Source organism: Acinetobacter sp. SwsAc2, from assembly GCF_013391465.1.
Classification (GTDB): domain Bacteria; phylum Pseudomonadota; class Gammaproteobacteria; order Pseudomonadales; family Moraxellaceae; genus Acinetobacter; species Acinetobacter johnsonii.
In genome coordinates this window covers 1-24,636 of record NZ_JACBEZ010000044.1, presented here as the reverse complement: position 1 = coordinate 24,636, position 24,636 = coordinate 1, and the positions used below count along the sequence as shown (strand labels likewise).

Genomic DNA, 24,636 nt, shown 5'->3' with positions numbered 1-24,636 from the left:
GTTGCCATGTCACTGAATACTCGTCCTAGAAAGGCGTTAGATTGGCTTACACCATTAGAGAAATTTGCTCAGCTTGTTGATTATCATATGGCTTTTGAAACTGTCGCACCTCATGTTTGAATTCGCCGTTATTTGAAAAGTTGGTCAATCATTTCGATAAAGATCATCCTGTTATTTCAAGTATTAATAATCAAATTAAACTTTTATTAATAAGAAAGCGTATAGGGCAACGAGGTTAGGGATGAGAAAATTAAATCGACCCGTTGCTCCAACTTGTCTTCATAAACTAAAAAAAACTAGTCCTACCAAATGGGATTTAGAGGATTCTGATAAATCGGAAATATGGCAGGCATTAAATATAATGCAAAACTTTTTTTGTGCTTATTGTGAACGAAAGCTAATAGGGGAAAATTGTCATATTGAGCACTTAACTCCACAACATATCCTAAAAGGTTTGAGGGGTAGGAGTATATATGAATGGGATAATTTATTTGGCTCATGTGACCATCCAGATCATTGTGGAAGATACAAAGATGATCAGGTTACTGATTATGACGCTACAAATTTAATAAGACCTGATACTGAAGATCCAGCTAGATATTTAGCTTTTTTACCTAATGGACATATTAATATAAAAGATAATCTAGATGATAATTCTATTATTAAAGGTAGAGAAACTATTCGAGTACTTAATTTGGAATCTACTCGTTTAGTAAATCTAAGACAAAAAAAAATTTCAGAGTTTCAAATGCGATTGTATGAGTTGCAAGAACTAATAGAATGTAGCAATGGCGAGGAGGATGGAGAGTTTATTCGTGAGCAAACTCAGTCTTTGCAACATGATATAGTTGTGAGTGAATACTATTTAGCTGTTTCTCAAAATACTTTAATATAAAAACCCGCTTTAAAGCGGGTTTTTATTTCAATCATTCAGCTTAGTGCTGCAACACTGAAATATCTGCAACGCTAGTAAATAAATCACGCAACTGAGCCAGTAAACGTAAGCGGTTTGCTTTCAATTCAGCATCATCAGCCATCACCATAACACCTTCAAAGAAAGCATCAATCGGCGTACGAAGTGCAGCTAACTTAGAAAGTACTTCGGTGTAGTCTTTTGCAGCTAAAAGCGGTTGAACCACAGGCAGAATAGCTTGAATTTCTGCATAAAGTGCTTTTTCAGCATCTTCAACCAATTTAGACTCAACAATCTCACCCGTAGGTGCAGCTTCTTTCGCCAAGATATTGGCAACACGTTTATTCGCAGCAGCCAAAGCAGCAGCTTCAGGCAAACTACGGAAATGATTCACTGCAGTTACACGCTTATCAAAATCTAAAGGAGATTTTGGAGATAACGCTTGAACCGCTTGAATCACATCAACAGCAACGCCTTGGTCTTCGTATTTTGCACGGTAACGACCTTCAAGGAATGCAACAGCATCCGCTAAAGTCTTATCATGGTCTTTCAATACATCGCCATAAGCAGCCAAAGCAAGCTTGATCAATTCTTCAATCGAAACATCAAGATTATTTTCAGTCACTAAACGTAAGATACCAATTGCAGAACGACGTAAAGCAAACGGGTCTTTCGAACCTGTAGGTGCTTGACCAATACCGAAAATACCAGTCAGCGTATCTAAACGATCTGCAAGGGCAATCGTTGTACCTGTCTTGGTTTGCGGTAAAACATCGCCTGCAAACTTAGGTAAATATTGCTCGCCTAAAGCTTCCGCAACTTCATCATTCTCGCCTTCAATACGTGCATAGTAAGTGCCCGCAATCCCTTGAAGCTCAGGGAATTCACCGACCAATTCAGAGGTTAAATCACACTTTGCAAGTAATGCTGCTTTTTCAGCATCCGCAGGGTTTGCACCTGTGATCGCAGATAAAGCCATAGCCAATTTGGCAATACGTTCAGATTTATTCCAAAGCGTACCTAACTGTGCTTGGAAAACCATATTGGCGAGTTTTTCTTTACGAGATGCAAGCGGTTGCTTCTGGTCTTGTAAGAAGAAGAATTCTGCATCAGACAAACGAGGGCGTACAACTTTCTCATTCCCTTCAATAATTTGAGTTGGATCTTTAGACTCAATATTTGAAACAGTAATGAAGTAAGGCTGTAATTTATTGTCCGAATTCACCAAACAGAAATACTTCTGATTGTCTTGCATGGTGGTGATTAATGCTTCTTGAGGCACAGCAAGGAAACGTTCTTCAAAGCTTGCACGAAGCGCAACAGGCCATTCAACCAATGCAGTCACTTCATCACGTAAATCAGCAGGAACGATCGCAATGGCATTCACTTCATCAGCCAAAGCTTTCACTTGTTGGTCAATGATGGCTTGACGTTCTTCAAAATTCGCTACAACTTTTGCAGCGCGAAGCGCATCTAAATAAGCATCTGCATTGGCTAAAGTAATCGCTTCAGGTGCATGGAAACGATGACCATAAGTCACATTACCTGCTTTATGATCCTGAATGGTTGCATCAACAACATCATTGTCTTTAAGCAACACAACCCATTTTACAGGACGCACGAATTCAGTACGGCTTGCCGCAGAACGCATACGTTTTGCGATTGGAAGGTTATCCAAAGCGGTTTGTAAAATTTGTGGCAGTAAAACATCAAGGCTTTGACCTTGCACATCTTTTAGATAGCAAACTTTTTCAACTTTACCTGCTTGGAAAGTTGAAACTTGATCCGCAGTAATGCCTTGACCACGCATAAAGCCTTCAAGTGCTTTGGTTGGCTTACCTTCAGCATCATAAGCAGCTTGTACAGCAGGGCCGTCAAAACGTTTTTGAGTATCTGCTTGAGCAGCATCGACATTGATAATTTTCAATGCTAAACGACGAGGCGCTGCATAGGCTTCGATAGAATCAAAAGCTAAACCTGCATCTTTTAAGCCTTTTTCTGTTTCAGCTTGCAATGCATCACGTAAAGTTTTTAAGCTTTTTGGTGGAAGTTCTTCACAGCCAAGTTCAAATAAAACTGTATGTTTAGACATTATTTGTTCTCCGCTGATTTTTCTGCTTGAGCCGCTTCTGCTTCAACCTGAGCTTTCAATTGAGCTAAAACTTCATCACGTAAATGTGGTTCTGCCATTGGGAAACCAAGTTTGGCACGAGCCGCCACATAACTTTGCGCAATTGAACGAGCCAAAGTACGTACACGTAAAATATAACGTTGACGCTCAGTCACAGAAATCGCACCACGCGCATCAAGTAAGTTAAAGCTATGCGATGCTTTAATCACTTGTTCGTAGGCAGGAAGTGGAAGTTCAGCTTCCATTAAGCGCGTTGCTTCCGCTTCATAGAAATCGAACAATTCAAACATTTTTTCAACGTTGGCATATTCAAAGTTATAGGTCGATTGCTCAACTTCATTTTGATGGAATACATCACCATAGGTCACAGTACCAAATTGACCTTTGGTCCAAACAAGATCGTAAACAGAATCGACACCTTGTAAGTACATTGCCAAACGTTCAAGACCGTAAGTGATTTCACCTGTGACTGGATAACACTCAACACCACCGACTTGTTGGAAGTACGTAAATTGAGTCACCTCCATACCGTTGAGCCAAACTTCCCAACCTAAGCCCCAAGCACCCAGTGTTGGCGATTCCCAGTTGTCTTCTACGAAACGAATATCGTGAGTAAGGGTATCAATACCAATCGCTTTTAATGAGTCTAGGTAAAGTTGTTGGATATTGTCTGGGTTTGGTTTCAGTACTACTTGGAATTGGTAATAGTGTTGCAAACGGTTTGGGTTTTCACCATAACGACCGTCTTTAGGACGACGTGAGGGTTGAACGTATGCTGCGTTCCAAGTTTCTGGCCCAAGTGCGCGTAAGAATGTAGCAGTGTGGAATGTCCCTGCACCCATTTCCATATCGTAAGGTTGTAAAATCACACAACCTTGTTCAGCCCAGTAGTTTTGTAAGGCAAGAATTAAGCCTTGGAATGTATCAATATGCGATATGGCGCGACTCATGCAGCATCCATTATAAATATAAGAAAAAATTGGTTCTAAGTATAAGGATTTTGCAGGGGAGTGGCAAAGGTTTCAGCGGGATTCATTCATTTAAAAATTCAACTGTGATAGTTACGTAAAAGAAGTCAGATAGCACGATTTACGTATACCGAAAAGGATTGGACTGCGTGTATGACATAGACCATCTATTCTCTGATTTGAGCCAAATTGCCTGAGTTTGCTATATTAAATTGCTGCACAATAAAACCAAGAGCACATCATGCGAAAATTATATCTCCACATCCTTATTTCGTTGGCTACGTTCAGTGGAGCGGTTCACGCACAGCAGCAAGAGGCCGAGCTGGATGTTTATAATCAATGTGTCGAGCAAACCATTCAAGAGCAGCAACTGGCAGGGATTAACAATAGCGTGGTACAAATTTGTGCGGATCAAGCCAAACAGGGCTACGAAAAGCAAATTGTGGCATTACTCGATCAAATACGGGTGCAAAGTGCCGAATGGCAGCAGCCTGAACGTTATCAAGCCATTTTGAAATCACAACGCTTGTGGAAAGCCTATGTTGAGCAAGAGTGTGATAATGCAGGCCAGTATGTTGGATCGCCTATGTATGCTTTTTGTCCTATGCAGCAGTGTGCTGAACGGGTTGTACAGTTACAGCAATACGTTCACTAAAGAATTCAGTAGAATTACTCATAAAAATAAGATGTAAAATAGATGCATCTTATTGGTGAGACCACGTATAATTTTGCACCGGTTAAGTGCGAAAAAGTAGAAGGGTGGCTGTGTTTCATATGCAACTTGAATGGTTAAATACCTTAAAACCGAATTTTAAAGTGTTACCGCTAAAGGAAAGAATGCTCTGTGGTTTAGGTGCATTGTTGGGATTAGCACTGTCTTCACTCATAAGTTGGTGGCTTTTGGGTGGGATCAATGCATGGTATATCGCCCCGATGGGTGCGTCCTCGGTGTTGCTTTTTGCCGTACCAGCCAGTCCTTTGGCTCAGCCATGGAATATTGTGATTGGGAATACGATTGCAGCAGTAATTGGGGTGACCTGCGCACTCTATATTTCCAACTTAACAGAAGCATTTAGTGTTGCTGTGGCTTTGTCGATTATTTTGATGATGACGACAGACTCTTTGCATCCACCGAGTGGTGCTGTGGCAATTACAGCGGTGCTGGGAGGTGAGACGGTACACGAGCTGGGTTATCAGTTTGTATTTTATCCTGTTTTACTCAACTCGATCTTGCTTCTCGTGATTGCGATTGTGTTCAACCGTTTACTCGGGAAGCAATACCCAACTGTGGCGCAAGTCAATACGCGTAGCACCGACCCGACCCCCACCCAGAAGGTTACGATTCAACCTGAAGATATTCATCAAGTTTTAGCCCAAGAAACACAGTTACTCGACATCAGTGAATATGATTTACAAAAACTGATTTTAAAAGCTCAAGCGCAGGCCGATACTCGCTTTCATATAGACCTACGTTGTCGGGACATTATGAGTAAAGATGTCCTGTGTTTATATGAAGATGAAGACATTCAAGTCGCTGTGGAAAAATTTAAACAGGTCAATCTAATGAGTTTACCTGTGTTAAATCGAGCTGAACAAGTATGCGGCACCTTAGCTTTATATGAAGTGGTCGAGTGGTTCCAAAAGGCAACGGATTTGCGTACCTCTTGGCAAGATCAAGTCAAGCACATTATGAAACGTCAGGTGGTCACGGTACAGCCGGATCAAGAACTACAAGATTTGATCCCGTACTTTGTTGAACGTTCTTTTAACTATATTCCTGTGGTTGAAAACAAGGCTTTGGTCGGCATCATTAGCCGTGCCGATATGATTGCAGCGTTGTATCGTCTGTTACAACATCGTTAAGTCATGTGAGTGTCGTAGGCAAAAAAAAGCTACGACACTTTGGGGGAAGTGGTCGTAGCATAAAAAGAAACTTTTTTGAGACGAAAGATGTGCGCTTATGGGTTGCGATGATCTGGATTAACAGTACGCATCGTATTGCTATAACCCGATCGAGCCTGTGGAGAATGCTCGATTTGGTCTTTTTGTTTCGGCATCACCAACCAAAGAATCAGGTAAACCAAAATTCCAGGGAATGCTGCACTTAACAGTGAAATGGTGATGAAAACAATACGAAGTAAATTTGCGTTCCAACCAAAACGTTCAGCAATACCACCCATCACACCAGCAATCATGTTTGAGCGGTTTGAGCGATATAAACCAACATTGGCCATCTAGGTCTCCTTAAAAATTAAAATCTGAGTGGCTTTATGCACTCATAATTTAAAAATGGAGATGGAATTAAGTTTTTAAAGGTGACGGAGCTAATTAAAAAGTAAAGTTATGTAAAGAGATAAAAGCTGGGGTTTTGATCAGGACTAAAATGTGCTCTATTTGGCGTTGAGCCAGCTGCTTAAAGTCAGCAAGTCATTTGAATCCGAGAAAACACCAGGGGTCAGGATGGAATATTCGTGATGGTTATGGAGATTAATCACGTGCAGAAAGTGAGTGTGGAATGAAGTTGAAACGAAAGCATCAGGGTTTGATTGGCGTATTACTGCAAGGAGCGGTGGCGCTAATCGGTGTATCGTTAGCTGGCTGTGATGGTGGGCTGTCGGAAGCGTCACAACAACATGAAAATAGCACGGTAGAGGACGCGGTTGTTCCGCCTGAGTCGGGGAAGAAGCTGACTGAGGTGGCAGGACGGGCAACCATGCAAGATGATTCGGAGTATGCACCTCGTAAGCTGGATATTGGTGAACAGCAGTTCATCGGGCGTTATCGCACACAAATTCAATGTGATGGTTATTTTTTCCCTTGTGAAACGGGGAAGGCTGATTTTATTCTCAATTTTTTACCTGATGGTACGGTGCATCGCAGCATTGTTCGCTTAGGTAAGGTCTTTTCGGAAAAACAACGCCCTGGCTTTTCAAACTTAAGTTATCGCCGTGATACGTGGACCATGAATAAAGAGCGAACAGAGCTGATTGTGCATCGTAAAGAGGGGATTAATTTTTATTATCGCGTGGTAGATTCGCAAACGCTGCAAATGGATTTAGATAAAAGTAATAATCTAGATACCACTAACCAAAAATGGTATGCGCGAGGTTTTCCGAAATTAGAGCGTGCGTATACGTTAAAGCGTGAGCCTAATTCATAGTTAAAATGGAATTGGGTAAAGCAATAAAATACGACTGAAGAATAATAATAGTGAAGAAATGAACAGCGTGCGAATTTTATGCCTTAAATAGCGTGTCGCTAAATAAATGTCATATCAATGCAATTAAAGAGGATTTAAATAAATGGTGGGTCGTCCGCGATTCGAACGCGGGACCAACGGATTAAAAGTCCGCTGCTCTACCAGCTGAGCTAACGACCCTGAGCAAGGTGTGCGAAAGAGTATTCGCTGAAAGTTTAAAAAAGAAATTTTTAAAGCATTCGAACCTGAGCAGGTTTGTAAAATTAGATTTTACAAGAAAGATGGTGGGTCGTCCGCGATTCGAACGCGGGACCAACGGATTAAAAGTCCGCTGCTCTACCAGCTGAGCTAACGACCCATCAAGGGTATCAAAGGAATGGTGGGTCGTCCGCGATTCGAACGCGGGACCAACGGATTAAAAGTCCGCTGCTCTACCAGCTGAGCTAACGACCCATATCATTTGATGGAGCGTATTGTAGCAAGATATGCATCGAGCGCAAGTAAAAAATCGCAAACTTGTTGATGTTTGATTATAAATACAACAAATTTGCGATTAGGTAGCTAAAAAACAAGCAATTCGAGTTTAGAAGCGATATTGATACGCTTGAATGTTATCAAAGACTTGTTGCGTTAAATCTGCATATGCACTGCTGTTGGGTAACAGGACCAGCAAACGTTCATCCGTTTTTTTCGGGTCAAAGGCTTGTGCTTTTAGCTTGTTCTTTTGGTATTTAAATGTTCCTGTAGTTTCAACTTGCTTTTGTACGCGTAAGAAAACGGGTACAGCATAGGCAGGGAGGCATTTTTTAAAGCTCACGAGCATTTGAGCTAAATCCTGCTCATTCAGTTCAGCGCCATCTGCCAGTGTAATCGCAGCCATTCCCGCACGACCATTGGTGTTCGGAATTTCAACACCATATACTACAGCTTCGGTGATTTTGTCATATTCACTAACCATGTTTTCAACTTCAGTCGTGGACACATTTTCGCCTTTCCAGCGGAAGGTATCGCCTAAGCGGTCGACGAATTGGGCATGACGAAAGCCAATGTCGCGGACTAGGTCCCCTGTGTTGAAATAAGCATCGCCGGATTTGAAGACATCTTTAAGAATCACTGATTTATTTTTTTCAGGATCAGTATAGCCATCAAATGGAGAACGGCGGGTAATTTTACCAATCAATAAACCAACTTCGCCTTTTTTGACCTTGATACAGCCACCTTTGGCATCATAAACAGGCGCATTTTTGTCTTTATCAAACTGGATAATGGCATAAGGCGTAGGTGAAAAGCCGACAGTGTTGTCAAAGTTGAATACATTGCTAAAACCGACATTGCCTTCACTCGATGCATAAAGCTCTAAAATTTCTTCAATACCAAACCGCTGTTTGAATTTGTCCCAAATATTCGGACGCATGCCATTGCCGATCATTTTGGTGACACGGTGGCCTTTTTCTAACGTTGAAGGTGATGCATCCATGAGGTAGCGACATAACTCACCGACATAGCCAATGGCAGAGGCATCGAACTTTTGCACATCTTTCCAAAAAGCAGAAGTGGAGTATTTACGGCGTAAAGCCAAGGTGCCCGCACCCGCAATCACGCCACACCAACACACCACAATGCCTGTTGCATGGTACAGCGGCAAGGTGACATACATCACATCGTCTTTACCGAGGTTCAGCACGTGCCCGTAGGTTCCATAAGCCAACGTCCAGCGGCTATGCGTGAAAATAACGGCTTTAGGCAAACCGGTTGTGCCTGAGGTATAAATATAAAATAAGCCATCTTTACCCAGCACACTGTGTGTGGTTGGGGTATTGAATTTGGCAAAGGCATCAATTTTTTCAGCAAGATTACTAAAACCTTGTGGTGCAAGGCCTGCATCTTTTTGGGTTTCTTGGTCGGCAAACCAATAGAAACGATCCGCAGTGAGATTTAGATCATGACGGATTTCATCAACTGCGGCACGGCATTCTTCACCCACGATGACTGCAATGGGTTTGACCAGATTAATACTATGCGCCAGCACTTTACCGACTTGAGAGGTGTTGACTAAAGCCGCAGTAACGCCAATTTTGGCAAGTGCAATCACGGTTGCAACCAATTCAGGGCGGTTTTCAATCATCACTGTGATGACATCCCCCTTTTTTGCCCCGATGGATAAAAAATAATGCCCGATTTGGTTTGCCCATTCATTGAGGGCTTGGTAGCTAAATTTTTGATCTTCAAAAAGCAGGGCCATACCGTGAGGGTTGCGCTTCACTGCTTTTTCAAAAGCAATCCCGAGGCCTGCTGGGGTGTTTGGGGCACGTAAATATGCTTGCTTTAATCCACTGAGTAAGTTGGGAACTTTACTGATGAATTGAGGAAGTTTTGCTGCAACGTCAGTAATACCAATGAGGTCATGTGATGGGTGTTGGCTCATATGAATCCTAATTATTTTATGCAATCCAATGCGTTTGAATAGTGCTCAGTTTCTACACTTGTTCTTTTAATCGTTTCGGTCTAGTGCAATCAACCTAATCTGACGAAAATAACAAAAAAACCTAGCCACTGACATGACTAGGTTTTTAAAATTTATAACTCTAGGGCGAATTACGATTCAGTCGGGCTCGCTTTTTTCGGTGGACGACCGCGTGGACGACGTGGGCGAACTGGCTTGTCCGAGTCTGATTTATCTGACTCGTCCGCAGCTGTTTCCGTTACAGTTTCAGTCGCTTCTACTTTTTCAGTTTGCTTTGATGCTCTAGGTGCTTTGGCTTGAACTGGAGCAACAACAGCTTCTACTTCTTCAACCGCAGCTACATCTGCCGAGCTTTTTACTTCACTGCTTTCAACGGCAACAGGCGCTTCGCTTTCTGTTACAAGAGCAGGCTCGTTTTCCTCTGGAGTTACAGCAGGCGCAGCTTCAGCAGTAGGCGTTTCTGCAACAATCGCTGTTTCAGGCGCTGACGATTCAGCAACAGGCGCTGTTTCGCGTGCTTGTTTAGCTTGTTCAGCAGCAAGTTTAGCTAGACGACGACGCTCACGCGGGTCATTTGCAACACGTTGTTCAGATACAGGTGCAGGCGGTGTCAGGTCCAATACTGGAACTGGCTCTGCTTCAGGCTGCGCTTTTGTGATTTCAACATCACGGGTGACCGGTTTTTTCTCTGCTTCAACAGCAGGCGTTGTCACAGTTTTGCTCAACGTTGCTGCATACTCTTCAGTAAATTTCTGAAGGGCACGGTTGAAGGTTGGAATTAAACCAAACTGCTCAATCAGCACTGAACAGTCTTCACCATAGACATGGCGAATCAAGCTGCTGATGGTGTACTGACCTAAAGTTGGCACCTGTGAAGGTGTGAGTTTAGGTATTTCAGTTTGCTGTGTATGTGCAGCGCGTTGTTGGCGACGGCGTTGACGTGGGTCATTGCTGGCACGTTTTACGCTTTCACGTGGTTTTTGCTCTGCTTGTTGTTCAGTAGGTGCTGCTACAACTTCAGCTGATTTCTCCTGTACCACTTTCTCAGCTTTTACTTCAACTTCTGCTTTCGCAACAGCCGCTTGCTGAGGCTTGGTTTCGGTTGCAGTGTGTACGGGTGGAGTTAATGCCACGATTTCACTTTGCGCTTGATCGACATTGACCACATGGGCTGTTGTGATCATTTCTTGACGCGGTGCTTCAATCAACTCAACTTTAACTTGAGGTTCTTGAACCACAGCTGGCGCTGTTTCAGTCGCTTGCTCATTCAGTACACTTGGATCGCGATGGCGATTTGGGCGCTCTGGACGAGGTTGGTTACGGCGGTCACGACGTGGCATTGCATTTTGCTGTTCGTTTTGAACATCAGTGTTTTGCTGTTGCTCACCGTGTTGGCGACGTGATGAACGCTTGTTATCACGTGGTTCCTGACGTTGCTGTTCACTGCGCTCTGGACGGTCTTGACGTTGTTGTTCAATGCGCTCAGAACGTTGTTCATGACGGTCTTGGCGTTGTGGTTCATTGCGTTCAGGACGTTGTTCATAACGATCTTGGCGCTGTTGATCTTGACGAGAGACCTGCACAATTTCTTCATGAACTTGGTTGTTATGTTGCGCATTTTGCTCACGTGACTCTTTGTGCTTATTAGGGCGCTTTTTGTTGTGGCGTGTGCCGCGTTCTTCTTTCTCTACATGCTTATCTTCACGGTGTTCAGATTTTGCATGAACAAGTGCAGAGCTCATGTAGACATTATTGCTTGGTGCAACTGGTGCCGCAGCAGGCGTACCAACTTGACCAAACTGACCACGGCTCACTGCACCACCATTCACCATTTGCTCAATGGCAGCAGCAGCATTATTTGCAGAACGTGATTGATCGACAGTCACAGCTTGTTTTTGTACAAACAAGTTTTCTAACCATGCACATGGGCTGCTTGAAGGAGCCGTTTGGGCAGGGGTTTGTTGCGCAACTTGTTGTTGTGGCGCGTTGTTACGAGGTTTTTTGTTGCCTTTTTCTTGTTGTGCAGGCGCAGGAGCGGCATGTTGATGCACATGATCTGCGCCATCTAAATGCCATTCTGATGACTCGTAACCCAACTCTTTTTCGCTTGAACGTGTTGCTTCTGTACGTTCATAGCTGGTTGGTGCAAAGCCTTCAGGGTTATACGAAATTTCGTAATGTGGGGTTTCTAAGTGTGGGTGCGGAAGCACAGTCACACGAACACCTGAGGTTTGTTCAAGGTAAACCAGCGTGTGACGCTTTTCATTCAATAAGAATGCTGCAATTTCAACAGGAACCTGTACTTGAACTTCACCATGACGTTCACGCAGCGCAATTTCTTCTACTTTACGCATGATTGAAAGCGATAATGAACGTAAGTCACGAACCATACCTGTGCCATGACAGCGCGGGCAGACATAACCTGTTGCTTCTTCAAGCGAAGGGCGTAGACGTTGACGGCTCATTTCCATCAAGCCAAAACGAGACAATTGACCGAATTGGATACGGGCACGGTCGCTTTGTGTTGCTTCGCGAAGTTTCGCCTCAACCATACGTTGGTTGCGGTCTTTGGTCATGTCGATAAAGTCGATTACTACCAAACCACCAATGTCACGTAAACGCAGTTGACGTGCAATTTCTTCCGCTGCTTCAAGGTTGGTATTGAGCGCTGTATCTTCAACGTCACTACCACGGGTTGATTTTGCAGAGTTAATGTCAATTGACACTAATGCTTCGGTTTGGTCAATAACGATTGAACCGCCTGAAGGAAGTTTAACTTCACGTTCATAAGCTGTTTGAATTTGGCTTTCAATACCAAAATGCGCAAATAATGGTTCATTTAGCGTATAAGTTTTTAACTTGTCGATTTGACGAGGCATAACTGCTTTTACGAAGTTATAGGCTTCGTTATAGGCTTGCTCTGAATCAATTAAGATTTCAGCAACATCATCACGTAAATAATCACGAATCGCACGTGTCACCACGCCTGCTTCTTGGTGAACCAGCATTGGTGATGGACCAGAACTTGCTGTGTTTTGGATTTGCGCCCAAAGATCAAGTAAGTGCTGTAGGTCGAGTTGTAATTCTTCTTGAGAACGGCCAATACCCGCAGTACGTACAATCACGCTCATGCCACGAGGTACATTTAACGACGCCAACATTTCTTTCAATTCTTCACGTACTGAACCTGAAATTTGACGGCTAATACCACCACCTTTCGGGTTGTTTGGCATGAGTACCAAGTAGCGACCAGCTAAAGAAATGAAGGTAGAAAGAGCAGCGCCTTTGTTACCACGCTCTTCTTTTTCAACTTGAACCAAAAGCTCTGTGCCTTCAGTGATCAATTCACGAATGTTTGAAGTTTGGCGTGGGTCTGCTTGGTAATATGAATTTGCGATTTCACGCATAGACAAGAAGCCTTGACGTCCCGCACCATACTCAACAAAGACGGCTTCTAAAGAAGGCTCAACGCGAGTCACGTGACCTTTATAGATATTAGATTTTTTTTGTTCACGGGTACGATTCTCTAAGTCAAAATCGTAAAGACGCTGCCCAGTGACAAGTGCAACGCGAATCTCTTCTGCATGTGTTGCATTAATCAACATACGTTTCATGGGTGTAACACCTAATAGTGATACACAGCAAACTATCGCTAAACACGTAGCGAACATCAAACATCACGGACCAATTTTGCTCAGATCTCAAATAAACCGATTGTGGTCTGAGTTTTATTACCTGCCTTTTTGATCGGCTTCGGTTTTGATTCACATATTGATGATGGCAATACGGCTTCAATCTTTAAACGATTAAAGTCTCCTGCGCGTTTCACTGGCGGACAAGCGGTGCATTGGATGTAAGTAACTTTCACTGTCACATTTGCTCGAAGAGCAACCCTTCTTTTTGGATAGGGTGTCTTGATACGGAATTATCATCGTACCTTTACAATTGAACAGATCCATATGCATCAACGCTGTGGCCTGAATACGACATCAGGGAGCGACTAATCTGATGTATATCAGTTTACGTTTAAAAACCAACCTTCGTTGGTCACATATTTTTTTGGGGCAAACTGATTTATGTGCAGATGCACAATTAAACCTAACAGTTTGCTGTTTTGCCGATATAATAAGCCTTCGGCGTCGGCATAATTCTTTTGGGACCGTTCCAAGCTGAGTTGAGTTATTTTCTTAACTATTCAATTTAAAATTGAAATGATTAAGCTTTTGACTCACTTATGGTGGTATCCGTGCGCTGACTATATCAAACCTTGTACCATCTGCCTATGGGCTAAGCTAGTCTTTCTTGTGTAAAGCATAGCCTAAATGGTCATTTTTTATTCAAATTCCGTATTTTTTAGGTCGCAGTAACTGTATGAATTCTACCCAACAATGGCAAAACGTGACGTGGTTTGAAGTGGACGAGCATCAAGCAGGGCAACGGATTGATAACTTTTTATTTAGCCGTTTAAAAGGTGTGCCTAAAAGTCGTATTTATCGCCTGATTCGTGAAGGTCAGGTTCGCGTGAATAAAAAGCGTATAAAAGCAGAAACTAAGTTGTCTATTGGTGACCAGATTCGTGTGGCACCAATTCGCTATGAACAAAAAGATGAAAATGCGGCGCCTGTTTCTGACAAAGTAGCACAGAGTTTACTCAGCCGTGTGGTGTATGAAGATGAGGGCTTGATGGTCGTCAATAAGCCCTCTGGCATTGCCGTACATGGCGGCAGTGGCGTGGCTTATGGTCTGATTGAAGGTTTACGTGCGGCAACAGGTAAGAAATATTTAGAACTGATTCATCGTATTGACCGTGATACCTCAGGTTTGGTGATGATTTCTAAAAAGCGTAGTGTGTTAAAAAGTTTGCAAGACATGTTGCGTGAACACAAAATTAAGAAAACTTACGCCGCTGTTGTCAAAGGTGTGGTGAGTTTAGACAAGCAGTTAATTGATGCACCTTTACACCGTTATGAACTGGCCAATGGTGAACGTCGTGTGCGTGTGTCGAGTGAAGGTAAAGAGTCTAAAACGCAGTGGAATGTGGCTGAGCGCTTTATGCATGCAACCTTAGTCTACGCATCGCCACTTTCAGGGCGTACCCATCAAATTCGTGTGCATGGTTTAAGCATTGGTCATCCATTGGTCGGTGATGATAAATATGGTCATGAAACAGAATATAAAGGACCGAAACCGCGTCGTTTATGTCTGCATGCAATGCGTTTAGACATTCCTGGTTATGCGCCGATTGAAGCGCCGTTACCTGAAGATATGCAGAGTATTGTGGCGCAGTTAAGAGCACAAAAGAAGGACTAAGTCTTTTCCCTTTCATTTTGGGAGAAGTGATAAAGCCATGACTTTTGTTGGTTGTGATTAATTTAAAAGGATGCTGTATTGGTCATCTTTGCTTTTCAAAGATGAAAAGTAACAAAAATCTTTTGTTGAGCTGATGGAAGTCCTGAACGCGCTTTAAGCACTGCTTTAAAGCGAAGTGCAAGTCAGCTCAACGGCGACATCCTTTTCGCCATCGTGTAGCAAATGCATCGTGTAAATTGACTTTATAAAAGTAAATATTGGAACCCCAGCATGAACAAACCTGTAGAACTGATTATCTTCGATTGGGATGGAACTTTATTTGATTCAGTGGGGCAGATTGTGGCGAGTTTATTGTTTGCCGCGCAGCAATTTGCACAGCCTTTAACTGCTGATGCTGCAAAAAGTATTATTGGTTTAGGTTTGCCAGAAGTCGCGCAGCGATTATTTCCTCAAGTGCCTGAGCTACATACAGAGATTCTGCAATGCTATGCCGAGCATTATGTGGCGAACTCGAAAGGTGATGTCTGGTTCGACGGCGTAGCCGATATGTTGAATGGCTTACGTGAAGCGGGTTTACAGTTAGCAGTGGCGACAGGTAAAAGTCGTAAAGGCTTAGATCGAGTATTGGTGCAAACACAGAGCCAAGCACTATTTGTGACAACACGTGCTGCAAGTGAAACCAAGTCCAAACCGCATCCTTTGATGTTGGAAGAAATTTTAGCTGAAACGGGTGTGTCTGCTGAACGCGCGATTATGGTCGGTGATACCAGTTATGACCTAGAAATGGCGCGTAATATTGCCATGCCGAGAATCGGGGTGAGCTATGGGGTGCACACACCTGAAACGCTCAGACAATATCAACCTTTAGCCATCGCTGATGATGTGCCGAGCTTGCAGCAGCATTTATTACAATATGTTGACCTTAAACAAGTGATTTAACTTGAGTGGTCTAAATATATAACCTGTGGAAGATGGTCAGAGTGAGCCTGCCTGTTTTGGGTCGATCATCTTTAAAGCTTTTGTCTTTAGTATGTTTTAAGGCGAATGAACGTTTCATTTAACTTTTGGATTTGTGATTTGAAAAAGCTCTTTGATGGGGCTTTTTTTTGTGATGTTGTCGTTGAAAGGACTTCAATCATCGCCTTTATATTGGATGGTTGTCATTTGAGAGGATGACCAATAAATAAAAAAACGTTTAAAGCGTGATAAAACCTGCTGCGACATTGATACTAATGGCGAGAATTGAGGTGTTAAAACCATAAGCTAAAATAATATGCAGAATATTCAGAATACGCATTGAACGCGAAGTAATGGAAACATCCGCGGTTTGCGCAGAAGTACCAATCACATAACTAAAATATAAAAAGTCGGGATAGGTTGGTTGAGCCGTTTTGGGAAAGTCTAAGCCTGCATCTTGTTGGTCTGCGAGAGCCAGATAATAATCATGCGCATAATGAATGGCAAATACGGTATGCATAAAGAACCATGCGCTAATAATGGTGAGTAAGGACAGCGCCAAGTGCCCGTATTTGATGGTTGGGTCATTCGGAAGATGAGTCAATTCTAATACAATCGCAATTAAGCACATGAGCAAAGTCAGGATGACCAACAGTAGAATGATCCATTTACTGGCATCTTGCTGCTGTGCATGTTGCAGAATGTGCCGATGGTCAACAGACCACAGGGTGGTCATGGTTTTGACTAAATAACTTGAGACGGCAATATTCCAACTGATCAATAAATTGGTCGACCAAGACCAGTCGGTAAATGTATTCAGCAGCGTATAAAAAACAGCAGTCAGCAAAAAACTAATGAAAAAGAAGGGGCGAAATTTCATTGCTGTTTTTAAACGCTGCAAAGTGGGCACTGGCATAATTTTCTCCTTCTTCGTTTTATTTTTTTCGTGCAGCTAAAGTCACAAGATCTACTTCAGTACCAGTCTGTGTTCGGACTTCAGCTGTAGGGAACTTGACAAAAGCCTGTTTTTCTTAGCCTATCCTAGATTAAAAAGAATGCAAAATGAAAAAGCGAGATGTCATCGACATCGCTTAAAAACATAAGGGTGCAAATATGCTTGTCTTACAGCGTATAGTTCTATGAGAAAGGCGCGTAACTATTTATTCAGAAAATAGTGGCGCGCCGAATGAGATGAATAATCAGGACTCACTGCGGAGTTATTCGCGGTTAATATCCAAATAAAATACCCGAGTCAGTAATTCTATAAATTTAGTCACTGCCAGTGAGCTGTTATTTTTACGATAGTTCACATACAGATCCAAATACGGCAGCTCAACCTCAAGTGGACGAATTACCGTGTTGTTCATGCTAAGTGGCGCAACATAACCAGGTAAAATTGTACAGCCGAGCCCCAAGCCAATCGCATTGATATTGAATAGAATATTGTCCGCTTTTTGCACAATGTTGAATTCGACATTATGAGCTTTGGCAAATTCTAAAATGGTCTGGTGTAAAGTCTCTGACTGCTCGGCTGCGGGAATAATAAAATCAATGCCATCTAATGCTTTAACCGGAATTCGCTCGTATTGGGCTAAAGGATGGTCTTTTGGCAACAGGAAAATGAGTGGTTCACGCAGTACAAACTGGCTTTCAATTTCATCACTATGGACATTATTTCGCGTAAAGCTAATGTCCAGCTCCCCTTTTTTCAGCAAACGCAGTTGTTCAGTATTGTTCATACTGAATAACTCAATTTTTAACTCTGGGTTTTGTACTCGTAAATTGGGCAGTACATAAGGAAAGATTTTCATTTCCGCCACAGGGACAAAACCAATGCGGAGCATCTGCTGTTTGGCCTGTGACACTTGACGTGCCATAGCCACCGCTTTGTCTGCCTGAGCTAGTGTGAGACGAGCTTGTTCAAGGAAAACAGCACCTTCTTCTGTGAGTTCAACTTTTCGCTTGGTTCGATACAGTAACTGTACGCCGACATCTTCTTCAAGGTCTTTGATTTGCTGACTTAATGAGGGTTGAGCGGTATAAAGTTTCAGTGCTGCTTTACTAAAGTTCAGTTCTTCAGCAACAGTAATGAAATAGCGAAGGTGTCTAAGTTCCATATAAATAACCCACTGACTAATCCAAAAAATGTCTTACCATGACTGCCGTAAAGTATAATCGATAAACAATGATGCCGTGAAGATGATTCAATTGTTTAGAAAATAAATGATCTTGGGTTGAGTCTTAAGACTTTTCTATACGAAATAACTTTTTTAATAATTGCTAAAAGGTATTAATTAAATATTGAAAATAATTCATACCAATCACCTGAAAATCAGGGGAGGTGAACTACATAAAAATACAGTTGCGTTTTGCCGAAATTGGATATGATAAAAACATAAATATAATTTAATTGAACATACGGGCTAAAAATCGATATGGCAGATTCAAATAAACTGGTGGTCTATGCCGCGCTGTTGGGGAATTTAGCCATTGCGCTAGTAAAGTTTATTGCGGCTTATCTGACCAATAGCTCTGCCATGTTGAGTGAAGCGATTCACTCTGTTGTGGATACCTTAAACGAAATTTTACTGTTATATGGATTGAAGAAGTCAAATAAACCTGCCAATTTTAATCATCCTTTTGGCTACGGGCGAGAGCTATATTTTTGGGCCTTCATTGTATCTCTTATGGTCTTTGCCTTAGGGGCATTGGTGTCTATGTACAATGGGATCATGCACATTTTGCACCCTGAACCTATTCTAAACCCGACCATCAATTATGTTGTACTTGGCTTTGCATTTGTAAGTGAAGGTATTTCATGGTGTGTTGCTCTGAAAGTGTTTCGTACGGCGAAAGGTCAGCAAGGTTATTTTGAGGCCTTTCGTCGCAGTAAAGACCCCACCACGTTTACCGTTCTGTTTGAAGACTCTGCTGCATTAATTGGGCTGTTGATTGCCTTTCTCGGTATTTATTTGGCACATCGTTTAAATATGCCTGCACTGGATGGAGTGGCGTCCATTCTGATTGGGCTGGTTTTGGCGGTGTCCGCTTTTCTTTTGGCACGAGAAACCAAAGGTTTGCTGCTCGGTGAGACCGCAGACCTGCATGTACGTCAAAATATCTTAAAAATTGCCCAAGACGATGAAGGCGTACTGTCGGCCAACGGCTTACTGACCGAGCAAATGGGTGCCAAGCAGGTTTTGGCCTCGTTGAGTGTAGAATTTGAAGATCACCTCACTACCGATGAGATAGAAGCGTGTGTTAATCGAATTGAAGTAAAAATTAAACAAAAACATCCTGAAATTGTGGCACTCTTTGTGAAGCCGCAATCAAAAAAAGTGTGGTTAGAGCGAATGCAAGGACGCTTGGAATAGGTTAAGGTAGAGGTCAGTTTTCAAAACTGGTCCTGTTACTGGTGTATTGCAATAAAGATAACGACGTTAAATGAAGCCAAAATCAACTGAACTCCATTATCAAATTCCGACTGAAAATACCATGTCCCATACATGGCGACAGCCCGAATTTCAGTTTCTACACTCCGACCATTATAACGGGACTCGCTTTGTCAATTCGGTTCGTCGACCTGAGGGCCGTAGCCGAGGCGACTTGGTGAAATGGTTGATTAAGCGTAAATCTTCGACATGGAATGTGGATTTGGCGCAAGAGTATGCGCACTTTCATGCTGATAAAAAAAGCCTGCCGCAAGATCGGCCCCATGCCGATTTAAAGGATTGGCAGGTTTGGTTTGTGGGTCATGCCACGGTATTACTTCAAATTGGGCCGTATAACTTATTGACCGATCCTGTGTGGGCGGAACATGTCAGTCCGAAGCAAGGTCGGGGACCTCGCCGTGTTATGCCTGCTGGCATTGCCTTGGAAGATTTACCGACCATCCATGCAGTGCTTTTGAGCCACAACCACTATGACCATATGGATATTGCCAGTCTGAACTGGTTGTATGAGCGTTTCGCCATGCCCATTTACACAGGTTTGGGCAATGGATGGTATTTACCCAAGCACTTACAAGTGCTGGAAATGGATTGGTGGCAGTCGGCGCGTCTGCATGATTTAAAACTGGTCTATACCCCAGCACAGCATGGTTCTGGCCGTGGGCTGCGTGATCAAAACCGTGCGTTATGGGGCGGGTTTAGTATTCACTGTGGCGCTGACTATGCTTATTTTGCGGGGGATACGGGTTATTCACCGCACTTTAAAGAGCTGCATCAGCGTTTTGGCGCACCGCGAATTGCATTACTGCCCATCGGGGCGTATGAACCGCGTGAGCTCATGCGCTATATGCATATGAATCCGCAAGATGCTTTTCAAGCACATAAAGACCTGCATGCCAAATGTTCGATGGCCATTCACTATCGTACCTTTCAGCTGACCGATGAAAGTCGTGAACAACCTGAAATTGACTTGAAAGTGGCGATGAAAAATAGCTCGAAGCTGATGAATCCATTTGTCTGCTTAAGAGAAGGTCGACGTTTAAGCGTGTAATGAACGCAAACGCTTTAAGTATAAGATCAGGTGATGGCTGGCAAAACAGTCATCACCGAGACCATAAGGACATCACCAAAGTATCTTTCAAATAAAATCTAAAAACCGAAAGTATGCCTTTTTTGTTTAATTTTTACTCAATCTGAGCCGCGCTCATTGCTGGTAAGGGTTGTCTAAGTTTTAATCGATAAACTCAATTGAAAATGCCCATCAACCTCGCATAAAAAGCCTTTCTTTTTGCTGTGTTTTCATCGGATCTTATCTTGTTGAAAAGTTAAAATTCTTTATTTCTTAAATGTTTACATAGAAGAATCCGATTGTTTTTATTCGTAAAACTCGCTTTAGATTGTCATCAAAAGGGGCTATGTTAGAACAGTAATAATTACTTTAAACGGTTCATGATAATCATAATTTGATGATCAAATTTGGAGCTCGACATGACACAAAATATGCAAGCATCAGGTTGTCCATTTCACCAGAAAGATGGTGGACAAACGAGTTTAGCCAGCACCAATAATTCTGATTGGTGGCCGAATGCGCTCAATCTCGACATCCTGTCGCAACACGATAAAAAAACCAACCCGATGGATCCTGATTTTGACTATGCAGCCGCATTCAAATCATTGGATTTAGAAGCGGTGAAACAAGATCTCCGTGAACTCATCAACAGCAGCCAAGAATGGTGGCCATCTGATTACGGCAGCTACATTGGGATGTTTGTACGTACCGCATGGCACTTGGCGGGTTCCTACCGTAAACAAGATGGACGTGGCGGCGCTAACACAGGGAACCAACGTTTTGCACCCCTCAACAGTTGGCCTGATAACGTCAACACCGATAAAGGCCGTCGCCTACTTTGGCCAATCAAACGTAAATATGGCAACAAAATTTCATGGGGCGATTTAATCGTTCTTGCAGGCACAGTAGCTTATGAAGAAGCAGGCCTGAAAACCTTTGGCTTTGGTGGTGGTCGTCTAGATATTTGGGCACCAGAAAAAGACATTTACTGGGGTGAAGAGCGTCAATGGCTGGCACCAACGGCAAACCGCTATGCCAATGACCAAGACCGTAAATCGCTTGAAAATCCATTAGCTGCGGTACAAATGGGTTTAATCTACGTCAATCCAGAAGGGGTTGATGGCGTCCAAGATCCACTTCGTACTGCACAAGACATGCGTGTTACTTTTGACCGTATGGGAATGGATGATGAAGAAACCGTAGCACTCACTGCGGGTGGTCACACCGTAGGTAAAGCGCACGGAAATGGTAAAGCCGAAAAATTAGGGGCAGATGTCGAAAGCGCGGATGTAGAATTCCAAGGTCTCGGTTGGCATAACTCAGAAGGTTCAGGCAATGGCGCGAACACCATGGTCAGTGGTTTAGAAGGGGCTTGGACCACACACCCGACCAAATGGGATAACGAGTTTTTCTATCTGTTGTTCACTTATGAATGGGAAAAAACCACCAGTCCTGCGGGTGCGAAACAATGGGAACCGATTAATATCAAAGAGGAAGATAAACCTGTTGATGCACATAACCCGAATGTACGCCGCAACCCAATGATGACTGATGCTGATATGGCGCTGAAAATGGACCCTGAATACCGCAAAATTTCAGAGCGTTTTTATGCAGATCCAGCTTACTTGTCTGAAGTGTTTGCGCGTGCTTGGTATAAGCTCACTCACCGTGACATGGGACCAAAATCCCGCTATTTAGGTGCAGATGTACCGAATGATGATCTGATTTGGCAAGACCCAATTCCATCGGTCGATTATGTTTTGTCTGAAGCTGAAATTGAAGACTTAAAAGCGAAGTTGCTGAATAGCGGTTTAACTTCGGTTGAATTGATTAATACTGCTTGGGATAGTGCTCGGACTTTCCGTGGTTCCGACTACCGTGGTGGCGCCAATGGGGCGCGTATTCGTCTTGCACCACAAAAAGACTGGGTGGGCAATGAGCCTGAGCGTTTAGCTAAAGTTTTGGCGAAACTTGAAGAAATTCAGGCGGGTCTGGCGAAAAAAGTCACTATTGCGGACTTGATTGTATTGGGCGGTACGGCAGCCGTTGAAAAAGCGGCGCATGCTGCGGGTGTGAATATCAAAGTTCCATTCCTTGCAGGACGAGGTGATGCGACTCAAGAGCAAACAGATGTGTATTCTTTTGAAGATTTACTCCCTAAGCATGATGGTTTCCGTAACTGGGTCAAAGAAGATTACAGCGTACAGCCTGAAGAAATGTTGTTAGACCGTGCACAATTACTCGGTTTAACTGCGCCTGAAATGACGGTGTTAGTTGGTGGTATGCGTGTACTCGGCACAAACTATGCAGGTGCACCAGAAGGTGTCTTGACGGCTCGTGTGGGTGTACTCAGCAATGACTTCTTTGTCAACTTAACGGATATGAAATATAATTGGAAACCTGTGGGTAAAAACCGTTATGAAATTGTAGACCGTGCGACAGGGGTAACCCAATGGACGGCGACACGTGCAGACTTAGTGTTTGGATCGAACTCGATTTTACGCTCATATGCAGAAGTGTATGCGCAAGATGACAACAAAGAGAAATTTGTAAAAGACTTTGTTGCTGCTTGGGTAAAAGTAATGAATGCAGACCGTTTTGACGTGAAGTAGTTTAATTGAAATAAAAAACCGTCCTTAAGGACGGTTTTTTATTTCAATATATTGATATTATTAAATTTTGTATTATTTTTGTATGGCGTGAATTATGTTAATTTTAAAGTGAATTAATGCGATAGGAGTTATTCACATGTGCTTTTTCCAGCCTCTACCTGTTTAATACTAATACCGCTGTTATTTTCTAAAATACAAATTTGAGAGTTAAATGACTTATTAATAGTGCTTAAAGTAATTGTATAAGCTAAATTTTTTTCTAACTTATCTAATGGGATAGCTATACAATTTTTTTCACTAATAGGTAAGTCTGTTTTTGAGTAAGATTTTTCATATTCACTTCTATATTCTTTAGAAAAGTCAATTTTTGCAAAATGAACTAGAAAATTATCTTTTCCATAATCTTTAGATTCATTCGTGAAAAGACATAAATTATCATTAATAATTTTTGTATTAAGATCTCGACTCTGCTGATTACAACCTATAAGCACCATTGCTACAAAACTATATATTATTTTTTTCATAATCACGATTTCGGTAATAAATTTTTATTTGAGGGGTTAAGTAAAAAATCTCTTAATATTTTCTCAACATAGCCTAATAATTGTAAACTTTTTTGATGATGATCCCGTTTGGGATTAACTTTTTGTAAATAACAAGCATCAAACCAAAACTCAATAATTCTACCTTGTTGTTCAAAGTTAAAATCTTGAAATTTTTTATTTAAATCTCGACCTCCTAAGTCCGTGTCATAGGCTTCTAACTCATTGTCCGAGTCAACAGAATTGACCTCCGAAGTATATCCTCCTTTACATAATTGTTTTATCCCAAGCCAACCTGTTGATGCTCCCATTTGATATTGCCAAACATGTACCATTTCATGAATAAACCAATGACGGTTTTCACCTGTAGCTTTGCTATAGTCAGGTGTTTTTAAGTAATCATCTTTCGGTAAATAGATTTCCCCAGCAGGCGTCATGGCATTACCTGTTTTTGTATGTATTAAGCCACCTAAATGTATCCAGACCTTAGAGTAATCAATTGCATCTTTAAAAATCAGGCGAGACATAGCTATTTCACCAGAAGTTAACAGTCTTTTACTTCCGACTTTAATAATAGTAGCAGCTTGATTTTTCATCTCTGCATCTATTTTTTGTAATTTAGAAGTTATACTCTTTAAAACAGTATTTTTAGGATTTCCTCTGCCTGTTACTCTATTCGCCATGTTCATGATCCTCTAAAATTATTCTTATTTCTAGTTCTTCTTCTGTTTCACTAGTAATAAAATGAGTAAACCCTTCTTTATCCGTTTTACCGTGGAAAGTTTCACCATTCATGTATATTTCATAACATACATTAGCTAAAGGTTCTCCTGTTAACTCATCCTGTAGTACAAATTTTTGTCCGTATTTAAAATTAGGTTCAGCTACAAAACTATTAGGGGGTGTTGACACTTTTAGCTTAAAAAAATAGCGAAGTAGTAAAATCAAATCGCCAAACCCAATTTTACTATTCGCTATGCCTCGTACCATGCTGACAGATCAACACTGGCAAAAGTTGAAAG

Annotated in this window: 19 protein-coding genes, 3 tRNA genes and 1 pseudogene; 10 read left to right on the top strand and 13 right to left on the bottom strand. The window is 42.2% G+C overall.

Annotated elements, in window-relative coordinates:
* Window positions 1–120 (top strand): annotated as a pseudogene (locus HYI04_RS15165) (IS30 family transposase); the annotation flags it as partial.
* A gap of 121 nt (window positions 121–241) precedes the next feature.
* A complete protein-coding gene (gene ptuB, locus HYI04_RS15160; protein ID WP_159152987.1) occupies window positions 242–895 on the top strand; it encodes a retron Ec78 anti-phage system effector HNH endonuclease PtuB in 654 nt (217 codons plus the stop codon).
* 40 nt (window positions 896–935) lie between these two features.
* Here ptuB and glyS read toward each other — a convergent pair whose 3' ends face one another.
* Window positions 936–3,005: a glycine--tRNA ligase subunit beta gene (gene glyS / locus HYI04_RS15155; RefSeq protein WP_178896340.1), complete on the bottom strand. Its 2,070-nt coding sequence runs from the start codon at window positions 3,003–3,005 to the stop codon at window positions 936–938.
* Window positions 3,005–3,994 carry a glycine--tRNA ligase subunit alpha gene (gene glyQ, locus HYI04_RS15150; RefSeq protein WP_086209633.1) on the bottom strand — a complete coding sequence of 330 codons (990 nt, stop codon included), beginning with the start codon at window positions 3,992–3,994 and terminating at the stop codon, window positions 3,005–3,007. The genes glyS and glyQ overlap by 1 nt, the downstream gene beginning before the upstream one ends.
* A 259-nt stretch (window positions 3,995–4,253) precedes the next feature.
* On the opposite strand from glyQ, the gene HYI04_RS15145 reads away from it, so the two are divergent.
* Window positions 4,254–4,667, top strand: coding sequence for a lysozyme inhibitor LprI family protein (locus HYI04_RS15145; protein ID WP_159152989.1), 414 nt, complete (start codon window positions 4,254–4,256; stop codon window positions 4,665–4,667).
* 110 nt (window positions 4,668–4,777) lie between these two features.
* Window positions 4,778–5,875, top strand: a complete 1,098-nt coding sequence (locus HYI04_RS15140; protein WP_010325819.1) for an HPP family protein — start codon at window positions 4,778–4,780, stop codon at window positions 5,873–5,875.
* Window positions 5,876–5,970: 95 nt separating this feature from the next.
* On the opposite strand, the gene HYI04_RS15135 is transcribed toward HYI04_RS15140, so the two are convergent.
* A complete protein-coding gene (locus HYI04_RS15135; RefSeq protein ID WP_004692583.1) occupies window positions 5,971–6,246 on the bottom strand; it encodes a PspC domain-containing protein in 276 nt (91 codons plus the stop codon).
* A 281-nt stretch (window positions 6,247–6,527) separates the two neighbouring features.
* On the opposite strand from HYI04_RS15135, the gene HYI04_RS15130 reads away from it, so the two are divergent.
* Entirely contained in the window at window positions 6,528–7,172 is a 645-nt protein-coding gene (locus HYI04_RS15130) for a hypothetical protein (RefSeq protein WP_159152990.1), read from the top strand.
* Window positions 7,173–7,315: 143 nt separating this feature from the next.
* On the opposite strand, the gene HYI04_RS15125 is transcribed toward HYI04_RS15130, so the two are convergent.
* From HYI04_RS15125 to HYI04_RS15105, 5 genes are all read right to left on the bottom strand, one after another.
* A tRNA-Lys gene (locus HYI04_RS15125) sits at window positions 7,316–7,391 on the bottom strand.
* Between the two features lie 102 nt (window positions 7,392–7,493).
* A tRNA-Lys gene (locus HYI04_RS15120) sits at window positions 7,494–7,569 on the bottom strand.
* Window positions 7,570–7,588: 19 nt separating this feature from the next.
* Window positions 7,589–7,664: transfer RNA gene (locus tag HYI04_RS15115), tRNA-Lys, on the bottom strand.
* Between the two features lie 130 nt (window positions 7,665–7,794).
* Entirely contained in the window at window positions 7,795–9,636 is a 1,842-nt protein-coding gene (locus HYI04_RS15110; protein WP_178896339.1) for a long-chain-acyl-CoA synthetase, read from the bottom strand.
* 170 nt (window positions 9,637–9,806) lie between these two features.
* The gene (locus HYI04_RS15105; RefSeq protein ID WP_178896338.1) at window positions 9,807–13,289 is read right to left on the bottom strand and encodes an Rne/Rng family ribonuclease; all 3,483 of its coding nucleotides are present in this window, start codon (window positions 13,287–13,289) and stop codon (window positions 9,807–9,809) included.
* A 757-nt stretch (window positions 13,290–14,046) separates the two neighbouring features.
* Between HYI04_RS15105 and HYI04_RS15100 the strand changes: the two genes are divergently transcribed.
* Both HYI04_RS15100 and HYI04_RS15095 read left to right on the top strand, forming a co-directional pair.
* Window positions 14,047–14,985, top strand: a complete 939-nt coding sequence (locus tag HYI04_RS15100; protein ID WP_004692575.1) for an RluA family pseudouridine synthase — start codon at window positions 14,047–14,049, stop codon at window positions 14,983–14,985.
* Between the two features lie 270 nt (window positions 14,986–15,255).
* Window positions 15,256–15,924, top strand: coding sequence for an HAD-IA family hydrolase (locus HYI04_RS15095; RefSeq protein ID WP_058868855.1), 669 nt, complete (start codon window positions 15,256–15,258; stop codon window positions 15,922–15,924).
* A gap of 256 nt (window positions 15,925–16,180) precedes the next feature.
* Here HYI04_RS15095 and HYI04_RS15090 read toward each other — a convergent pair whose 3' ends face one another.
* Together HYI04_RS15090 and hcaR are read right to left on the bottom strand one after the other, a co-directional pair.
* Window positions 16,181–16,858 (bottom strand): DUF1345 domain-containing protein, encoded by a 678-nt coding sequence (locus HYI04_RS15090; RefSeq protein ID WP_058868856.1) that lies wholly within the window; start codon window positions 16,856–16,858, stop codon window positions 16,181–16,183.
* A gap of 301 nt (window positions 16,859–17,159) precedes the next feature.
* Window positions 17,160–18,059 carry a DNA-binding transcriptional regulator HcaR gene (hcaR, locus tag HYI04_RS15085; RefSeq protein WP_058868857.1) on the bottom strand — a complete coding sequence of 300 codons (900 nt, stop codon included), beginning with the start codon at window positions 18,057–18,059 and terminating at the stop codon, window positions 17,160–17,162.
* 318 nt (window positions 18,060–18,377) lie between these two features.
* Here hcaR and HYI04_RS15080 point away from each other — a divergent pair, with 318 nt between their 5' ends.
* The 3 genes from HYI04_RS15080 to katG all read left to right on the top strand — a co-directional run bounded on the left by HYI04_RS15080 (window position 18,378) and on the right by katG (window position 23,072).
* Complete coding sequence (locus HYI04_RS15080; protein WP_159152993.1) at window positions 18,378–19,316, top strand: cation diffusion facilitator family transporter; 939 nt, start codon at window positions 18,378–18,380, stop codon at window positions 19,314–19,316.
* A 70-nt stretch (window positions 19,317–19,386) separates the two neighbouring features.
* The gene (locus HYI04_RS15075) at window positions 19,387–20,442 is read left to right on the top strand and encodes an MBL fold metallo-hydrolase (protein ID WP_159152994.1); all 1,056 of its coding nucleotides are present in this window, start codon (window positions 19,387–19,389) and stop codon (window positions 20,440–20,442) included.
* Between the two features lie 437 nt (window positions 20,443–20,879).
* The gene (gene katG, locus HYI04_RS15070; protein ID WP_159152995.1) at window positions 20,880–23,072 is read left to right on the top strand and encodes a catalase/peroxidase HPI; all 2,193 of its coding nucleotides are present in this window, start codon (window positions 20,880–20,882) and stop codon (window positions 23,070–23,072) included.
* Between the two features lie 128 nt (window positions 23,073–23,200).
* Here the strand turns inward: katG and HYI04_RS15065 are convergent, their stop codons facing one another.
* The 3 genes from HYI04_RS15065 to HYI04_RS15055 are packed head-to-tail and all read right to left on the bottom strand — an operon-like array spanning window position 23,201 to window position 24,604.
* Window positions 23,201–23,602 (bottom strand): NF045616 family extracytoplasmic (lipo)protein, encoded by a 402-nt coding sequence (locus HYI04_RS15065; RefSeq protein WP_326942888.1) that lies wholly within the window; start codon window positions 23,600–23,602, stop codon window positions 23,201–23,203.
* Window positions 23,599–24,297 carry a zinc protease gene (locus HYI04_RS15060; protein WP_159152996.1) on the bottom strand — a complete coding sequence of 233 codons (699 nt, stop codon included), beginning with the start codon at window positions 24,295–24,297 and terminating at the stop codon, window positions 23,599–23,601. Before HYI04_RS15060 ends, HYI04_RS15065 begins: the two co-directional genes overlap by 4 nt.
* Window positions 24,287–24,604, bottom strand: coding sequence for a hypothetical protein (locus HYI04_RS15055; RefSeq protein ID WP_256733017.1), 318 nt, complete (start codon window positions 24,602–24,604; stop codon window positions 24,287–24,289). The genes HYI04_RS15060 and HYI04_RS15055 overlap by 11 nt, the downstream gene beginning before the upstream one ends.
* Between the last annotated feature and the right edge of the window lie 32 nt (window positions 24,605–24,636).

Bases quoted from the DNA above. Each gene is read 5' to 3' on its own strand.
- ptuB (WP_159152987.1), top strand. From the start codon at position 242: ATGAGAAAATTAAATCGACCCGTTGCTCCAACTTGTCTTCATAAACTA.
- glyS (WP_178896340.1), bottom strand. From the start codon at position 3,005: ATGTCTAAACATACAGTTTTATTTGAACTTGGCTGTGAAGAACTTCCA.
- glyQ (WP_086209633.1), bottom strand. From the start codon at position 3,994: ATGAGTCGCGCCATATCGCATATTGATACATTCCAAGGCTTAATTCTT.
- HYI04_RS15145 (WP_159152989.1), top strand. From the start codon at position 4,254: ATGCGAAAATTATATCTCCACATCCTTATTTCGTTGGCTACGTTCAGT.
- HYI04_RS15135 (WP_004692583.1), bottom strand. From the start codon at position 6,246: ATGGCCAATGTTGGTTTATATCGCTCAAACCGCTCAAACATGATTGCT.
- HYI04_RS15130 (WP_159152990.1), top strand. From the start codon at position 6,528: ATGAAGTTGAAACGAAAGCATCAGGGTTTGATTGGCGTATTACTGCAA.
- HYI04_RS15110 (WP_178896339.1), bottom strand. From the start codon at position 9,636: ATGAGCCAACACCCATCACATGACCTCATTGGTATTACTGACGTTGCA.
- HYI04_RS15105 (WP_178896338.1), bottom strand. From the start codon at position 13,289: ATGAAACGTATGTTGATTAATGCAACACATGCAGAAGAGATTCGCGTT.
- HYI04_RS15100 (WP_004692575.1), top strand. From the start codon at position 14,047: ATGAATTCTACCCAACAATGGCAAAACGTGACGTGGTTTGAAGTGGAC.
- HYI04_RS15095 (WP_058868855.1), top strand. From the start codon at position 15,256: ATGAACAAACCTGTAGAACTGATTATCTTCGATTGGGATGGAACTTTA.
- HYI04_RS15090 (WP_058868856.1), bottom strand. From the start codon at position 16,858: ATGCCAGTGCCCACTTTGCAGCGTTTAAAAACAGCAATGAAATTTCGC.
- hcaR (WP_058868857.1), bottom strand. From the start codon at position 18,059: ATGGAACTTAGACACCTTCGCTATTTCATTACTGTTGCTGAAGAACTG.
- HYI04_RS15080 (WP_159152993.1), top strand. From the start codon at position 18,378: ATGGCAGATTCAAATAAACTGGTGGTCTATGCCGCGCTGTTGGGGAAT.
- HYI04_RS15075 (WP_159152994.1), top strand. From the start codon at position 19,387: ATGAAGCCAAAATCAACTGAACTCCATTATCAAATTCCGACTGAAAAT.
- katG (WP_159152995.1), top strand. From the start codon at position 20,880: ATGACACAAAATATGCAAGCATCAGGTTGTCCATTTCACCAGAAAGAT.
- HYI04_RS15060 (WP_159152996.1), bottom strand. From the start codon at position 24,297: ATGGCGAATAGAGTAACAGGCAGAGGAAATCCTAAAAATACTGTTTTA.
- HYI04_RS15055 (WP_256733017.1), bottom strand. From the start codon at position 24,604: ATGGTACGAGGCATAGCGAATAGTAAAATTGGGTTTGGCGATTTGATT.